The following is a 16,693-nucleotide window of genomic DNA, read 5'->3' as shown; positions in this document are numbered from 1 at the left end:
TTTTTAAGTTAACAACCCATCGATATCCCTATGGATTGGATTTTGCAGGGATATCATGGTTTCCGTAGAACGAACCTGCTCAATCACCTGCAGTTTATTAATCAACACATCCTGGAAGGTCTCGATATTGGGTGTAATCACTTTGGTTAAAATACTGTATTGCCCAGTGGTGTAATAAGCTTCGATCACTTCTGGAATTTGCTCCAGCAATGCTGCCACCGGTTGATAGTCTTTCGCACTTTTCAGGAAGATACCGACAAAACAGCATACGTCAAAACCTAATGCTTTCGGCTCAATTCTCACCTTAGTGCCTTTAATGATTCCCGCCTGACGCATTTTCTCGATTCGAACGTGAATTGTTCCTGCACTCACATCCAGTTGCTCGGCAATTTTGGCATAAGGCGTGCGCGCCTCGCGTAATAACTCTGACAGTATTGATTTATCCAGATTGTCGATTTGATAATCTTTTTGCACTTTTCAGCCCCTTATTTCGTCTTCACTCAACAAAAGCCCGATAAATTATATTTTATATTACTTAAATAGTCTTTTGTTAGACAGATATTGCATCTTATCCATATAAATTAGATAAATATAGTTCATTAAGTAAATTAGTTGTAGATATAACAACGAATCATAAGAAAAGGGGTTCACCATGCAACAGTTACCACATAAGGCTTTTGTTCAGGATCAAAAGCTCATTCAAGCCATTAAAAGCCGCTTCACTGAAACTCTTTGCGATGCTCTATCATTGATTGAGGTTCAAGCACCGATTTTGACCATTAAGGGCGATGGCGTGCAGGACGACTTAAACGGTATTGAGCGTCCGGTCTCGGTATCAAGCAAAACCCTTAACAAACAATTGGAAGTTGTACAGTCGCTGGCTAAATGGAAGCGGCTATTGTTGGCGCGTGGAGGATTTCAACCTGGTCATGGCATTGTCGCTCAGATGCGCGCCTTGCGTCCTGATGAGGAATCATTGAGTGAACGCCACTCCTTATATGTGGATCAATGGGACTGGGAAAAAGTGGTTTCTGCAGAGCAACGAAACATCGATTTCCTGAAACAAACCGTTGAGCAGATTTATGGTGCGATGCGCTCGGTCGACCTATTTATCGCACAACAAATGGGGCGCGAACCCATCTTACCTGAACAAATCACATTCATTCATAGCGAGACTCTTCGCCAACGCTATCCAGAACTCACCGCCAAACAGCGCGAACATGAAATTTGCAAAGAATACGGCTCCGTTTTCCTGATGGGAATTGGCGGCCAGTTAGCAGACGGCACTATCCACGATGGCCGCGCGCCCGACTATGATGACTGGAGCACTCCAACCAGCGAAGGCTTGCATGGTCTGAATGGCGATATTTTGGTATGGAACCCAATACTTCAGGATGCGTTCGAGCTTTCCTCCATGGGCATTCGGGTTTGTAAGGATGCACTTCTACGACAGCTCACACTGCGCCAATGCGAATATCGCCTGCATATGCCGTGGCATCAGAAATTGGTAAAGGATCAATTACCGCTAACCATTGGTGGCGGTATCGGACAGTCGCGTTTAATCATGTTGCTGTTAATGAAAGCCCATATTGGACAGGTGCAGTTTAGCGTCTGGCCAGATGAAGTAGCGGTGGGGTTGTTGTAGTAGCTAACTTGCTTAAAGCTACATAAATCAGTAGGCTCAAAAGATTCTTACTCACACCACACCCCTGTGAACAAACGTAAATTTTCTTTTGGGCCTGCGACCTTGGTCACGGCCGCTTTTATTGGCCCCGGCACGGTCACCGTCGCTACCAAGGCTGGTGCCAGTTTTGGTTTTGTATTGTTGTGGGCGCTGGTGTTTTCAGTTGTCGCGACCATGATTCTGCAGGAGATGACTGCGCGTCTGGGAGTGGTTGGTCGCAAAGGTCTGGGCGAGTCGATTCGTGAGCAATTCACTAATCCAACAGCTAAAGCAGTTGCCGTTATTTTGGTCATCAGCGCCATCGTGGTTGGTAATGCTGCTTACGAAGGCGGCAATATTGCCGGAGCAACGCTTGGTATTGATGCGGTGTTTGGCGAGTGGTTTCTGGCGGGCACTCTTAACGGCTGGGCCTTACTGATCGGTATCATTGCTTTCACCCTTTTGTGGACCGGAAGCTACAAGCTTATCGAGCGTTTCCTGATAGCTATCGTACTGTTGATGAGCGTGTCTTTCCTGCTAACCTTTATTATCACCAAGCCTGATTTCAGTGAGCTATTCTCTGGCCTATTCATTCCAACATTACCAGATGGCGCAACACTAACAGTTATAGCCTTAATCGGTACCACCGTAGTTCCTTACAATTTATTTCTTCACGCCAGCAGCGCCAAAAAGAAATGGCACAATGAACAGGACTTACCGGAAGCACGACGAGATCTGTGGATTTCGATTCCACTGGGTGGCCTGATTACCATGGCCATTATTTCCACCGCCGCCAGTGCTTTCTTTGCTAAACAAATTGAAATCAGCTCAGCAGCTGATATGGCTCTGAGCCTTGAGCCCCTGTTTGGTGCGAGCGCCAAATACCTGATGGCTCTGGGTTTGTTCTCTGCCGGTATCACGTCAGCGATTACTGCCCCACTGGCGTCAGCTTATGCGCTAGCTGGTTTGATGAAGCTTGGCAATGATATGCGTTCTGTTAAATTCCGCGCTGTCTGGATCAGTATTTTGATCACCGGGGTCATCCTTGCTTCAATTGGTTTTAAGCCGATCTCAATTATCTGGTTTGCACAAGTTGCCAACGGCATCTTATTGCCGGTAGTTGCAATTTTCCTGCTATGGACTATGAACCAGTCGTTTTTAGGCAAGCATAAGAATTCTTTGCTGCAAAATCTTCTGGGTGGACTTGTAGTTCTGGTGACGCTAATGCTCAGTACTCGCAGTCTGATGTCAGCTTTCGGGCTTCTCAATTAAAGCTGGGGGCAACAGCAAGACCCCACTGGGGTGTGCTAAAATAGCGGACTATGAAGACCAAACAATCCATCGACATTAACTGCGATCTGGGCGAAAGCATCAACCCACAGCAATGGGAGGCTGATTCGCACCTGATGCCTTATATTTCCTCCTGCAACATTGCCTGCGGTGGTCATGCTGGTAATCAGGAAAGTATTAAAGTGACGATCGCCAATGCGATTCACAACCAACTGAAAATTGGCGCCCACCCCTCCTACCCGGATAAAGACAACTTTGGCCGTGTCACTATGAAGATTAGTGAACAGGAGTTAAGACAGACTTTGCGACAGCAAATCGAAGCGATTGCGGAAGAATGTCAGCGTCAAAATACTGATTTGCACCATATCAAACCACATGGCGCCTTATACAATGATTCGACTGCCAACAAAGAATTAGCCTATATCATTGCTGATGAAGTTAAAAATTTTAATGCTAATATCAAACTGATGGGGCTTGCTCAGTCCAACCTATTTACCGTGGCACAAGAGCTGAGTTTAAATTTCTTACATGAAGGTTTCATGGACAGAAATTACCATGCCAATACTCATCTAGTTCCGAGAGGCCACACACAGGCAATGCATAAATCGCTTGAAGAGAGTCTTAGCCAGGCGCTCAAGCTGGCAAAAGGAGAAGCCATCAGCTCAATTGAAGGTATTCCACTGACTTTGAAAGTGGATACCATCTGTCTGCACGGTGACAACCCCAATGCCAAAGATATAGCCCAGCGACTCTATCAATTACTGCGCGAACACGACATCGAGATCAGTTAATTAATTATAACCATGCCATACAATTATCAACTCTTCATTAACAGTGATCATTCAATACTAATTGAATTTGAAGGTGATACTTCAGAAGATCTTTTGCGTTACATTCTGGGCGTAGCTGAATCCATTCGACAAAGCTCACCAACTGGCTTTATCGAATTAGTTCCTGCCTACAACAGTCTGCTGGTTATATTAGAGCCACTGGAGTTTCAGCCGGAACAGGCTTTATCACAGGTTAAAACGGCTATTGATCAGGCAAAGCCGGTAAGCGTCGGTAGCAGTCGAACCATTGAAATTCCGGTGTGCTATGACGCAAGAGTTGCAGAAGATATCGACTATGTTGCGGATTACTGTGGCATGAGCGTTGAGCAGTTAATTGAAGCCCACAGCAGCCAAGACTACACCGTTTATATGCTTGGATTCCTGCCGGGTTTTCTTTATTTAGGTGGGTTAGAGGAACGACTACACTGCCCTCGCCGTGATAACCCGCGAACTAAAATTGAAGCTGGTTCTGTTGGTATTGGCGGTAGCCAAACGGGCATCTACCCGATTGCCAGTCCTGGCGGCTGGCAGATCATCGGTCGCACGCCAATGATTATGCTGGATGTTACAAAATCACCACCAGCCGTTGCCAGTCCACTCGATAAAGTGCGCTTTGTACCTATCAGCTATGAAGAGTTCGAAAAGCTCAGTGAGGCAACAGCATGAGTATTCGATTCATCAAAGCTGGTCTGCAAACAAGTTTACAAGATCTTGGCCGCACAGGGTTCAGGCGTTATGGCATTCCCAACAATGGTGCGCTCGATCCTGTCAGCCTGCAAATCGCAAACTGGTTAGTCAGCAAACCACTTAACTCTGCTTGCCTTGAAATCACTCAGGCGGGGCCAGTTATCGAATTCACTCAGGACATGGCCATAGCCGTGACCGGTGCTCACTTTGAACTTTCTATTGATGATATTCCGGTCGATATGCATCAAACGCTATTAGTTAGCAAAGGAGAACGGTTAACTTTTGGCAAGTTAGTTAATGGTGCCAGAGCTTATCTGGCTTTTTCAGCAGCTCCTGATTTACCCAAAATCATGGACAGCCATTCAACAAACTTAATGGCTAGTTTTGGTGGCTTTGAGGGAAGTGCTTTTAATAATAATGACACGCTAACTTTGAAGAATTTCTTCATGTCTGAAGCAAAAGAAACACCTAAAGAACTACAGCTTCAGTTTGGTGATAATTATCAAATACGTTTTATTGAAGGTAGAGAGTGGACACGCTTTTCTGACGACATGCAAAAGTCTTTCATACAGTCGCCCTATCAAGTTACCAGCCACAGTAACCGCATGGGAATGCGCCTGAAAGGAGAAGCGCTCAAAACAGAAAAAGCTTTGTCGATGACCACCGCACCCATAACGCCAGGCACTATTCAGATCCCTCCAGATGGTCAACCTATTATCACTTTAGCTGATGGTCAAACAACCGGTGGCTACCCTAGAATTGGACAGGTTATTACAGCAGATTTGCCGATATTAGGACAGCTGAAAGCTAATGACTCGATTAGCTTTCAACCTGTCGATATCGATGATGCCATTGAGTTGCTTAAAGAAAAAACTAACTTGATGGAACAATTATTAGATGTCTACTCTGACTCTTCATCTGCAGGGTAGAAATAAATATCAAGCTCACCTGTTTCCTCATTAGGAATTGATCGTGTGTGGTAATCTCTAAACCTCGGTGACTCGAAGGCAAGCATGCTAACACCCATTAAAATTGCAATAGACTCTTTATCAGTATCTTTATAAGGAATTACTGTTAACTTACACATTGTTGTTTTACAGAGAATACCTTGTAGGCTAAGGTCAGAATTCAAATCTGAATTGGTAATCATGCTTGAAATATGTTCCTCAGAATCATAAGCCCAGTCTGGATCAACCTGTTCTGTCTGATACTGCTTTGCTTTCGCTTGATTTTTCTTCTCAATATCTTCATAAACGTACTCATTTCTTTTTGTCGAATCTAAGTCAGTTTTAAAGTCAGAGGCCAATTCTTCAGGTTGATATGAGGCATTTTGGGATTCTTGCTTTAAATTTTGTATTTCTTTTTCCGCTAGAGAAAGTTTTTGTTTTAATTGCGCAATTTCATTGCCTACCTCTGATTCAACAACGCTTACTTTATAAACATTTCTCTCTTGGGCTTTCTCTTGTAAATTGCTGCCTTCACCAGAATGAGATTTATTGAATAATAAATAACCATTTAAAGCCACAGAAACAAACAATAATGCAATATAAATAAATTTCATTACTATTCCTTACTCTTCATCTTCCTGATAAAGATACATAAAAATTTCGTTGGTCCCTGACACAATATTGGCTTGATTGCTTAAGTTTCTTAACAATTCACTGCTATCAAATAATTGAGAAGCATCCATCATTGCCATCATTTTACTGGAATGCTTATCATCAAAAGTTTCCATTGTGACCTTACAGACAGTAGCTTTGCAGGTTACATCTTTAAGACTTATTTCATTGGTAATATCAGAATTAGCAAATAGTTCATAAACTTCATCCTGATGTTTAAATGCCCATGCAGGATCAACAGATTCCCTTTTGAAGTTTTCCTTCGCTTTATTCTCATCTAGTCTAAGCTTTTCTACAAGTTCTTTATCCATCGTCTTACTTGTCGAAATAATTGATCCGCCCAATGGTTTTGAGGTGGATTCATCCTGTTGCTGTTTTAGCAATGCAATTTCATTTTCTAGTTCAGCAATTTTATCAAGGTACAGTTGCTCTTGATTGACACCTTTGTTTTCCTCGGATGCTACCTGCTTAACGGCTTTGTCTTCAATCTGCTGTTTAATCTCTGCTTTTTGTGTAGTTACTTCTTTAACTATTACTTTTTCTTGTTGGGAGTCGCTATTTAATAAAAAATAACCATTTGCCGCTAAAGATAAACCCAATAAAACATAAACTACTTTGTTCATTATTATTTCCTTTCCTTCATTTAACACCATTATTTTATTCTTTGTCGCACCGCCTCAAATAAGGTTACCCCTGTGGCTACAGACACATTCAAACTGGATACTTCGCCGGCCATTGGAATTTTAATCAGGTAGTCACAGTTTTCACGAGTCAAACGACGCATACCCTCGCCTTCAGCACCCATCACAATTGCCAATGGTCCTTTCAGGTTGGCTTGATAGATATCCTGCTCGGCTTCGCCTGCGGTTCCAGCAATCCAGACTCCTGCTTCCTGCAGCTGTTTCATTGCGCGAACTAAATTGGTTACAGGTATAAAAGGGACTGTTTCAGCGGCACCACAGGCCACTTTACGCACCACATCGGTGATACTGGCGGCATTGTCTTTGGGTGCGATGACCATATGCACACCGGCTGCATCTGCACTTCGTAAGCAGGCTCCCAGGTTATGCGGGTCGGTCACGCCATCCAGGATCAGAATAAATGGCGCCTCATCAATTTGGCTTAGCAATTCTGGAATATGCTTTTCATGGAAGCTTTTCTTTTTTTCGGGGCGACAAACAGCGATCACCCCTTGGTGACGCTGATCGGTCATTTCGTCCAGCTCTTGCCGCTCTTTCTGAATAATTTCAATATTCTTATCTTGCGCAAGCTTCACAACTTTGTGTGATCGTTGGTCGTGACGATTGCTCTGAATATATAACCGTTCGACTCGGTCACTACTACGCTTTAAGAGGACTTCAACTGCATGAAGGCCATACACTAATTCTGACATTGATGACTCTTTTTAATGTGGTTTAAATTGCTACTTAGCTTTTTTCTTGCCATTCTTACCGCGTTTTGGCTTGGCGTTTTTCGCGCCTTTCTTGGCGCTACCGGATTCTGGTTTGGCACCTTTGCTTGAGCCTTTTCGGTAGTCACGGCGTTTTTTGCCGTCTTTTCCTTTCTTGCCATCACCGCTAAGCGAGCCCGGTTTTTTAGCTTTTGCGTAAAGTTTTTTGCGTTCCTGACCTTTCGGTTCTTCTCGTTTTACATACTCACGATCAAGTAATGCAAAATCGATATTCCGCTGGTCCATATCAACATTGGCAACTTTAATTTTGACGCGGTCGCCTACACGATAAGACTGTCGTTTGTGCTCGCCAATTAGACGCATTTTCAGGGCATCAAAGTGATAGTAATCATCACCTAGCTCACTGATGTGAATAAGTCCCTCTACAAACAACTCGTCTAACGCAACAAAAATACCGAAACTGGTGACACTGGAAATGGTTCCCCAATATTCTTCACCAACGCGCGTTAGCATGTATTCACACTTGAGCCAGTCAACCACATCTCGGGTGGCCAAATCGGCACGACGCTCGGTCATTGAACTGTGTTCGGAATAGGCTACTAATTCTTTTTCTTGATAATCGACACCACCATCAGTACCCGGAGCATCGAATTCACGCGCAAGAATCGCCTTAATAATTCGATGTACCAGTAAATCCGGATAGCGTCGAATAGGCGACGTGAAGTGGGTGTAAGAATCGAAAGCTAAACCAAAGTGTCCCTGATTATCTGGGCTATAAACGGCCTGCATCATCGAACGCAGCATCATGGTCTGAATCAGCTCTTGATCGGGGCGCTCTGAAATCGCGTCATGCAATTCGCGGTAATGCTTTGGTTCTGGTGTTGAACCACCGAACAGGAAAATACCCAGTTCACCAAGAAATGCTCTGAATTTTTCCAATCGCTCTTCTGATGGTCCTTCGTGAACACGATATACACCCGGTTTTTCATATTTCTCAATAAACTCGGCAGCTGCCACATTGGCGCAAATCATGCACTCTTCAATAATTTTATGCGCATCATTACGCACGCGACCGACAATTTTTTCGATCTTTTTATTTTCATCAAAAACGATTTGAGTTTCAGTGGTTTCGAATTCAATCGCTCCACGACCTTCTTTCAATTTCAGTCGAGCCTTAAATAATTCATGCAGCTCTTTGATATCACCGACCAGCGGTGCATACTCTTTCTGTAATGCTTCATCACCACTTAAAATCCCCCACACTTTTTCATAAGTGAAACGGGCATGAGAATGCATCACGGCAGGGTAGAACTTGGTCGCTGTTACCTGACCTGTTGCTGATAAAGACATTTCAGCAACCATACATAAGCGGTCAACTTTCGGTTTTAATGAGCAGAGACCATTGGATAGCAGTTCTGGTAACATCGGTACCACAAACTCTGGGAAATAGACCGAGTTACCGCGTTCAATAGCTTCGTCATCCAGTGCAGTGCCCGGACGCACATAATGACTGACATCCGCAATGGCAACCCATAAAGTCCAGCCGCCTTTAGCTTTTCGGCGACAATAAACCGCATCATCAAAATCGCGTGCATCATCGCCATCAATAGTCACCAGCGGCAGCTTGCGCAAATCGACGCGACCCTGCCAGTCTTTTTCAGTAACATCTACCGGCAACTCTCCCACTTCGGACAAAACATCATCCGGCCATTCATGCGGGATCTGATGATTACGAATAGCAATTTCAATTTCCATGCCCGCCGATAAATAATCACCCAATACTTCAGTGATGATACCGCGAGCATGTTGATTACGCTTCGGACGTTGCACAATTTGCGCGACGACCACCTGGCCAACTTCAGCATTCATGCTGTCATCTGGCGAGATCATTAAATCATGTAGAATTCTGGGATCTTCGGAGGTCACAAAGCGTAGACCGTTCTCTTCATGCAGGCGCCCCACAATATGGCTGGTTGAGCCATCGAGGATTTCAACAATAGCACCTTCAGTGCGACCACGACGATCTACATTGCGGACTCGCGCCAGCACTTTATCGCCATGAAATACAGAGTGCATTTCTCGTGGTGATAAATACCAATCGTCACCACCTTTTTCCAGCGCCAAATAGCCATAGCCATCTCTGTGCGCCAATACTTTTCCGCGTACCAGATCGGTAGCATCTACTAAACAGAAGCGTCCTTTACGGTTACAGAGTAACTGTCCATCCCGCTCCATGGCGTTAAGGCGTTTCTGTAATGCTTCAATTTGTTCAGGTTCCTTCATCTCCAATCGCTTGGCTAGCTGGTCCAGCGATACTGGCTCGCCCGCTTCTTTCAACTGTTGCAGAATAAACTGGCGACTTGCGATGGGGTTGTTATAACGCTGAGACTCTAACTCAGCCTGCGGATCCTGATTCTTTCTTTTTGACATATAGTATTCCTAGTTACAGAACCATCAAATAATAGCTCTGAGCCATTGTAACGGTTATCCAATCTAAGGCCAATCAATCCCAATGAATATCTCCAGATAGCAAAAAGGCGACTCAATCAGTCGCCTTTCGTTCATTTGTCCTTAACCTAGCCTTTTTTCGACTCAGCTATATAGTAGCGGGCTTTGGTGGCGTTTTTTACACATGCGTCGTATGACTCAAAAGTTTGATTGGTTTTTGCCGCTGTCAATAAACTGGCTGCTTTGGTGTAGTTCACACTTCCCGCAAAACCTTCACTTTCAGCAAAGTTAAGTTCTTCATAGGCCACATCTAATGCAGCACGGCAGGTTGAAGCACTTTCTTTTTTTGGCGCTCCAGCGCAAGCAGCCAGTAAGCCACAAACCAACGATAGAATGGTTATCTTTAGAGCATTTTTCATCGTTATTCTCCAGTTAGAAAGACCTCTTTACTATAGCCCCACTGCTTGATACTGCTAGTACATTCTTCACAATTTGCCGATTAACTCTTACATGCCTGCCCACAAATGGGTATTATTACCGCAACAACAAGCAATGACTGGGTTTGCCCCTTGAAAGTAACGCTACCTGACTTTTCCAACGCAAAGATTTTAGTAATTGGTGACATTATGCTGGATCGCTACTGGCATGGCGGCACTTCGCGTATTTCGCCAGAAGCCCCAGTACCAGTGGTTAATGTTCTCGAAGCAGAGGATCGAGCAGGAGGCGCGGGCAATGTTGCGTTAAATATTTCTGCATTAGGCAGCAAGGTGACTTTGTGTGGTATCACTGGACAAGATGAAGCTGCCGACAGTTTGACCAAGCTACTCAATAACCACAAGATTCAATGCTCGTTTGATCAAAGATCCCACCAGAACACCATCACAAAGCTGCGCATTATCAGCCGCCATCAGCAATTAATTCGACTCGATTTTGAGAAAGATTTTTCTTTGCAGTCAGGGGTCAATCTGGACTTAGTTTCTGAACTTATCGAACAGCATGATTTAGTGGTTCTATCCGACTATGGCAAAGGTACTCTGCAAGACCCTCAATCGATCATCCAGGCCGCGAGAAAAGCCGGCAAGCTGGTCGTGGTGGATCCCAAAGGTTCGGACTTTAGCAAATATCAAAACGCCACCGTTATCACGCCGAACCAATCTGAGTTTGATATTGTTGCGGGTAAAAGCGCCAATGAAGAAGAGTTTCTTAATAAAGGTCAGCAACAAAGAAAGAGTTTAAACCTTGATGCCCTACTGGTCACTCGTAGCGAAAAAGGCATGGCTCTATTCGAACAAGGCCTTGAACCCTTCCTGCAACCGACTCAAGCACGCGAAGTTTTTGATGTGACAGGCGCAGGCGACACTGTTGTCGCAGCTTTAGCAACCTGTTTGGCCAGCGGTTTTGATCACAAATCTGCTACCCAAATCGCTAATCTGGCTGCAGGCATTGTAGTCGCCAAACTGGGCACCGCAACCGCCACTCGTCAAGAACTACTCAACGTCATGCTACAGCACCAACCGCTCTCGCAAGGCGTGGTCACTGAAGCTGAGCTTATCGAATTGATTCAACACTCTAAAGCAAGCGGCGAAACCCTCGTCATGACCAACGGTTGCTTCGATATACTGCACGCAGGCCATGTCGCTTATTTAAAACAAGCTGCCGCCTTAGGTGACCGATTGATAGTCGCCGTAAACGGTGATGACTCAGTACGCCGACTCAAAGGCGAAGGCAGACCCGTCAACCCAGTTGACCAACGCATGGAAGTCCTCGCAGGCCTTGCCAGCGTGGATTGGGTTGTCGAATTTAGCGAAGATACCCCTGCACGATTAATCGGCGAATGCTTGCCTGATCTCTTAGTTAAAGGTGGCGATTACAAACCTGACCAAATTGCCGGAGGCGATGCCGTCATGAAAAACGGCGGCCAGGTGATCATTCTTGATTTTGTGGATGGGGTTTCAACGACCAAGATTATTGAAAAGGCGCGGGGGTAGTTTTAATCTCTAAGTGAAATGGACATTAACTTACTTTGCCTCCATTCGTTAATTCACCCTAAATTCCTTTAAGACTAGTAACTGGTTAAGTGCCGTTCAAAACCTCTCGAAGGAACACCGGCAGATCGGTGGTTGGTGGAGATATATTGAGCTGATAAAGAATGCCCGCTGCATGGCCGCGGTGGTAGGTTGTATGATTTACGACGTGCATAAGGATATCACGACGATTCATTTGCCCGGTCTTGCCGCCAATGAACTCAAACTCTATAACCTCTGCCAATTCGTCATCCGTAATTGAGTCAGCGTAATCCACATACCACTTGTCAATACTGCTCTGGCTTTCCACCAGCTCCCCAATTGCCGGACAATCTTCGGAATTGCGCGTGGTTAAACCATGAGGTTTTCCGAGCAGATGGCACTGCCATACATAGTCCATTTCATAGGAATGGTTGAGCGTGCGAATCAGGTTTCCAAAGACAATTGGATGTGGCGCAGTCAGCTCAGCTTCAGAAAGGGAAGACAAAGCTGATAGAAACAAGTCATCTGCCCAAGCCTTGTATCGAGTAAGGACTTGCGTGTCTCTCATAGAAATACTCTCAATTTGTACTTAACATTAAATTACAGGACAACGCCGTTAAGATTTCGATTATAAATTAGTTATTTCAATATCCGTTTTGTGACTCATGCTATATAGCAGCGGAGATTGCTGTTCCAGTTTTTCCGTTGAGACAGCTATTACATTTTACTTTCAACAATAACTAATCCTTCATAATAGTTCGTTTTTTTGGTACTACAATGGCTTCTATGACTTGGGAGCAGCTTAAGTCTCTAGAAAGGCACTGGATTGTCGGGGCACTCCCTTTGGTCACAAGTACGGAATGACAATCTTTATACTTCATTTCAAAGAATCCAATTCACTTAACTCTCTGGCTTACGACAGACGGTGAGTTTGATTGGCCAACGTACCTTTTTCATGTGGTTTGTGTCGCACCAGGCGAAGATGAGTTTTTGCGATAGTTGGCTAATCGGGTTTTTATGTTCTTGCTGAATGTAATTTTGAGTTGCTGACCAGCTGTTGAGATAACCTATTACCTGATCGAAGGTCCAGGTTTTTTCAACAGTAAAATCTGGAGTTGGTATTGTCTTAAAAGGGAATTGATAATCGGCGAAATTATTTTCCAGTGATTTACGCTGTATTGGCCAATAGTCAGCTAAAACCTGGTCATAGAGGTGTCGAATGACAGCATCCACTTCTAAATTAATTTCCAGTAACTGGTAATTCCATACGGCTAAAATGCCACCTGGTCTTAATATCCGTTTGGCTTCTGAAAAAAACTTATCAACATCAAACCAATGCAGTGCTTGAGCCACTGTTATGATGTCCATACTCTCGTCCGGAAATTTACACTGTTCTGCACTGCCTACAAAATATTTAATGTTCTTTCGCTGATGCGCATTATTTAATTGGCGAGTGCTGATATCAGATGCGTAAACTTTTGTGAAATGCTGTGCTAAACCAATAGCTGCCTGCCCACTACCAGTTGCCACATCCCACGCATTTTCATGGTGGTCACTGAGCATAGCCAGATAATGATAAAGCTGATCCGGATAATCTGGTCGATAGCGCCGATAATTCTCAGCATTTGAAGAGAAATTAAATCCTTTATATACAGTATCCATCGTATGCCCCACTCCTGTTCCTCTGGAAACGTCGACTCTGGTCATTCGGTTGCAGTGCCGACAAGGCTTAGAATAGCGCGGAACCTGACGAATTTCAAAAACTATTCTTATGGGCTCTTTATCGAGCCCAATCAAACAGTTCTGGCTATCTATCCCGTCCTTAAAAGCTCACTAGCGTGTAAAAACGGGCCCCATGCCGTTCGCCCAGAAAACGACACTGATGGCTAACACGGCGACAGTAAGGACAAGCGCTACGGTAAGAATTGAGTTGGTAAATAAGATACCGCGATCTTTATCAATACCCATCATGATTGGGGTGCCGGCAAAGAGTATCCGTAGTGCCAAAGCCACCGCAACTAAGGTCAGCAGTGTATTCATCCACAATAAAGGATAGGCGCTGAAAATACTGATTAGGAACAATGGCATACAGGAGTATGCAATCAGAGTGAAACTATCATCAATGTTCGCATTAGAATCATAGGTCTGCGCCATCCAATGAACCAAACGCGCGAAGATATAAAGACCGACTAAAATAGCTAAATAAGCTGCAATTGAAATAGTAAGTGCACTTTCCCAGGTCAGTTTTACAGGATCTTCATACCCAATTCGCCAACCGCTATAAACCGCCCCAATAAATGCAAAAAGTGGCGGTAATAATGCCATCCAAATCACCATCCGTAGATAGACCTGTTTGACGGTAAACTTTTCTTCTCTCAACTGCTCCCAGGCTTTCGCTGGGTTGTATAACACATTAAAACGATTTTTCATTGCCCTGCCCCCTTAATTGTCCTTTCCGCTATGGTTTAGGATCTGTTGATCCCATTTTTAGTGATGACACTTACCTCCTGCGAGGACACTTAATTTGCTTATATCGGTTATGGTCACTTCTTTATCTTTTATGGCAATCAAGTCATTCTGTTGTAGTTTTGTGAAGAGACGGCTAACAGTTTCGACTGCTAAACCTAAGTAATTAGCAATGTCACCACGCGTCATGACCAAATTGAAACAGGTGCGCGATAATCCACGTTTGCCGAAACGGCTGGAAAGGTTAAGCAAGAAGGCAGCCAAACGCTCGTCGGCGCTTTTCTTGTTCAGTAACAGCATCAACTCTTGATCATCGTGAATCTCGCGACTCATGACTCGAACCAGCTGTTGTCTCAAGCCAGGAATTTCTCCCGACAACATTTCAAGCTTAGGATAAGGAATGGTGCAAACCATTGACGTTTCCAATGCTTTTGCCATGCTTGGATGCTTGCCGGAACTGATGGCATCAAGACCAATGATTTCACCCGCAAGGTGGAAACCCGTGATCTGCTCTTCGCCAGTTTCAGAAATGGTATAAGATTTAATGCAGCCCGAACGAACTGCATAAATAGCGTGGAACTCTTCACCGGAACGAAAAAGCATCTCATTCTTAGTGAGAGGCTTTTTGCGCTGAATGATGCTGTCCAAATGCTCTACTTCAGATTCAGCTAGCATCACCGGCAAACATAACTGGTTGATACTACAACTTTGACACTTAATTGATGGCAATGCCATAAGATTCACACACCTTAAATATTTTCCCCAGTGTAGTACATTCTGCCCATTTTTTAAATCAATTTAGGTGCAATCAAATCGCCTTAGAAAAGCTCTGAATAAGGTTAATTTCCTTGAAATAAGCGTCAAAAACCATGCAAATGTTGCGAATGAGCAAACGTCCGGCATCATTAACCTGAATGCTATCCTCGTTCACATTGAGCAGTCCGTCTTCTTCAAAACGCACCAGCGATTCCAACTCTTCAGCAAAGTACTCTTTGAAGTTGATATTAAAGGCTTTTTCAATTTGACTAAAGTCCAGTCTGAAATGGCAAATCAGTTGCATAATGACTTCACGGCGCAGCAGATCATCGTCCGTCAAGTAACAACCGCGCCACACTGGCAATTCGCCAGCTTCAACTTTTTCGTAATACTCATCAAGACCGCGCATGCTTTGACTATAACTATTGCCAACCTGACCGATTGAAGACACGCCCAAACCGACTAAATCACATTCTGCATGAGTGGTATAGCCCTGGAAATTACGGTGCAAATCGCCTTCTTCTTGAGCTTGAGTCAACTCGTCATGTGGCAACGCAAAGTGGTCCATGCCGATATACACATAGCCCGCTTCGGTTAGTTTTTTAATGCAGGACTCAAGGATGCGCAATTTTTCTGAAGCAGATGGCAAGTCATAAGAGTTTATTCGGCGTTGTGGCTTAAAACGATGCGGCAAATGGGCATAGTTAAAGACCGATAAACGGTCAGGAGCCATGGTGATTATTTTATCGATCGTTTCATTAAAGCTCTCGACTGTCTGATGTGGCAAACCATAAATCAAATCGATATTGATTGAGTTAAAGCCATGACGACGCGCCTGCAATAATAAATGGCGAGTGTCTTCTTCTGGCTGAATACGATTTACTGCTTTTTGTACTTCAGGATTGAAATCCTGCACACCCATGCTTAAACGATTAAATCCCGCATGAGCCAGACTGGCCATGGTTTTGTGGTCGACGCTGCGCGGATCAATTTCGATTGAAAACTCACCGTTGTCATCATCAAACTCAAATAACTCTCGTAATTTGCTGACCAGCCCTTCAATCTGCTCATTCGATAGGAAGGTTGGTGTACCACCGCCCCAATGGATCTGAGTCACTTTACGACCTTTGACATAGGGCGCAATCATCTCAGCTTCTTTAACCAGGGCTTTCAGATAGCGATCCGCTTTCGATCTGTCTTTGGTGATGACTTTATTACAGGCACAGTAGTAACAGATATTTTCACAGAATGGGATGTGTAAATAGAGCGACAACGGCTTGCCAACATTGGATGTTTTTAATGTCTTTTTGAAATCCTCAACGCCAAAATCATCGCTAAATTGCAATGCGGTTGGATAGGAAGTATAACGAGGGCCTGCGATGTTGTACTTTTCAACAAGTTCGCGGTTCCAGATTGATGATTTAGGCATGGCCTGCACCTATTTTGTTTTACGATGGATACAGGATAGGCAATTTGATGAGCAAGCGGATTGATCTAGATCAACCCGCACCCAGTCA

General features: G+C 44.2%; 17 protein-coding genes. 6 read left to right on the top strand and 11 right to left on the bottom strand.

Features of this window, described 5'->3' with window-relative positions; all coding sequences use genetic code 11:
• Positions 1–3: 3 nt before the first annotated feature.
• The gene (gene asnC, locus KKOR_RS02835; protein WP_012800499.1) at positions 4–474 is read right to left on the bottom strand and encodes a transcriptional regulator AsnC; all 471 of its coding nucleotides are present in this window, start codon (positions 472–474) and stop codon (positions 4–6) included.
• Positions 475–652: 178 nt separating this feature from the next.
• Here asnC and asnA point away from each other — a divergent pair, with 178 nt between their 5' ends.
• The 5 genes from asnA to KKOR_RS02810 all read left to right on the top strand — a co-directional run bounded on the left by asnA (position 653) and on the right by KKOR_RS02810 (position 5,399).
• Complete coding sequence (gene asnA / locus KKOR_RS02830; RefSeq protein WP_012800498.1) at positions 653–1,645, top strand: aspartate--ammonia ligase; 993 nt, start codon at positions 653–655, stop codon at positions 1,643–1,645.
• Positions 1,646–1,711: 66 nt separating this feature from the next.
• Positions 1,712–2,935: an Nramp family divalent metal transporter gene (locus tag KKOR_RS02825; RefSeq protein WP_012800497.1), complete on the top strand. Its 1,224-nt coding sequence runs from the start codon at positions 1,712–1,714 to the stop codon at positions 2,933–2,935.
• A gap of 50 nt (positions 2,936–2,985) precedes the next feature.
• A complete protein-coding gene (gene pxpA / locus KKOR_RS02820) occupies positions 2,986–3,744 on the top strand; it encodes a 5-oxoprolinase subunit PxpA (RefSeq protein WP_012800496.1) in 759 nt (252 codons plus the stop codon).
• Positions 3,745–3,756: 12 nt separating this feature from the next.
• On the top strand, positions 3,757–4,449 hold the full coding sequence (gene pxpB / locus KKOR_RS02815; RefSeq protein ID WP_012800495.1) for a 5-oxoprolinase subunit PxpB: 693 nt from the start codon (positions 3,757–3,759) through the stop codon (positions 4,447–4,449).
• Positions 4,446–5,399: a 5-oxoprolinase subunit C family protein gene (locus KKOR_RS02810; protein WP_012800494.1), complete on the top strand. Its 954-nt coding sequence runs from the start codon at positions 4,446–4,448 to the stop codon at positions 5,397–5,399. The genes pxpB and KKOR_RS02810 overlap by 4 nt, the downstream gene beginning before the upstream one ends.
• Here the strand turns inward: KKOR_RS02810 and KKOR_RS02805 are convergent.
• The 5 genes from KKOR_RS02805 to KKOR_RS02785 all read right to left on the bottom strand — a co-directional run bounded on the left by KKOR_RS02805 (position 5,372) and on the right by KKOR_RS02785 (position 10,367).
• Complete coding sequence (locus tag KKOR_RS02805; protein WP_012800493.1) at positions 5,372–6,031, bottom strand: hypothetical protein; 660 nt, start codon at positions 6,029–6,031, stop codon at positions 5,372–5,374. The genes KKOR_RS02810 and KKOR_RS02805 overlap by 28 nt on opposite strands.
• A 9-nt stretch (positions 6,032–6,040) precedes the next feature.
• Positions 6,041–6,712: a hypothetical protein gene (locus KKOR_RS02800; RefSeq protein ID WP_012800492.1), complete on the bottom strand. Its 672-nt coding sequence runs from the start codon at positions 6,710–6,712 to the stop codon at positions 6,041–6,043.
• A gap of 29 nt (positions 6,713–6,741) precedes the next feature.
• Positions 6,742–7,482 (bottom strand): 23S rRNA (guanosine(2251)-2'-O)-methyltransferase RlmB, encoded by a 741-nt coding sequence (rlmB, locus tag KKOR_RS02795; protein WP_012800491.1) that lies wholly within the window; start codon positions 7,480–7,482, stop codon positions 6,742–6,744.
• A 30-nt stretch (positions 7,483–7,512) separates the two neighbouring features.
• Positions 7,513–9,930, bottom strand: a complete 2,418-nt coding sequence (rnr, locus tag KKOR_RS02790) for a ribonuclease R (protein WP_012800490.1) — start codon at positions 9,928–9,930, stop codon at positions 7,513–7,515.
• Between the two features lie 146 nt (positions 9,931–10,076).
• On the bottom strand, positions 10,077–10,367 hold the full coding sequence (locus tag KKOR_RS02785) for an outer membrane protein assembly factor BamD (RefSeq protein WP_012800489.1): 291 nt from the start codon (positions 10,365–10,367) through the stop codon (positions 10,077–10,079).
• Between the two features lie 150 nt (positions 10,368–10,517).
• Here KKOR_RS02785 and hldE point away from each other — a divergent pair, with 150 nt between their 5' ends.
• Positions 10,518–11,936, top strand: coding sequence for a bifunctional D-glycero-beta-D-manno-heptose-7-phosphate kinase/D-glycero-beta-D-manno-heptose 1-phosphate adenylyltransferase HldE (gene hldE, locus KKOR_RS02780; protein ID WP_187287325.1), 1,419 nt, complete (start codon positions 10,518–10,520; stop codon positions 11,934–11,936).
• 85 nt (positions 11,937–12,021) lie between these two features.
• Here hldE and KKOR_RS02775 read toward each other — a convergent pair whose 3' ends face one another.
• The 5 genes from KKOR_RS02775 to hemN form a co-directional block, all read right to left on the bottom strand.
• Entirely contained in the window at positions 12,022–12,522 is a 501-nt protein-coding gene (locus KKOR_RS02775) for a DinB family protein (RefSeq protein ID WP_012800487.1), read from the bottom strand.
• 332 nt (positions 12,523–12,854) lie between these two features.
• Complete coding sequence (locus KKOR_RS02770; RefSeq protein WP_012800486.1) at positions 12,855–13,616, bottom strand: class I SAM-dependent methyltransferase; 762 nt, start codon at positions 13,614–13,616, stop codon at positions 12,855–12,857.
• 171 nt (positions 13,617–13,787) lie between these two features.
• On the bottom strand, positions 13,788–14,384 hold the full coding sequence (locus KKOR_RS02765; protein WP_012800485.1) for a Yip1 family protein: 597 nt from the start codon (positions 14,382–14,384) through the stop codon (positions 13,788–13,790).
• A gap of 57 nt (positions 14,385–14,441) precedes the next feature.
• Positions 14,442–15,155: a fumarate/nitrate reduction transcriptional regulator Fnr gene (gene fnr / locus KKOR_RS02760; RefSeq protein WP_012800484.1), complete on the bottom strand. Its 714-nt coding sequence runs from the start codon at positions 15,153–15,155 to the stop codon at positions 14,442–14,444.
• Positions 15,156–15,228: 73 nt separating this feature from the next.
• Complete coding sequence (gene hemN / locus KKOR_RS02755) at positions 15,229–16,605, bottom strand: oxygen-independent coproporphyrinogen III oxidase (RefSeq protein WP_012800483.1); 1,377 nt, start codon at positions 16,603–16,605, stop codon at positions 15,229–15,231.
• Positions 16,606–16,693 lie beyond the last annotated feature (88 nt).

It is taken from the genome of Kangiella koreensis DSM 16069 (assembly GCF_000024085.1).
Classification (GTDB): Bacteria; Pseudomonadota; Gammaproteobacteria; order Enterobacterales; family Kangiellaceae; genus Kangiella; species Kangiella koreensis.
The sequence above is the reverse complement of the archived record's forward strand: the minus strand, read 5'-3'. Positions and strand labels throughout refer to the sequence as shown.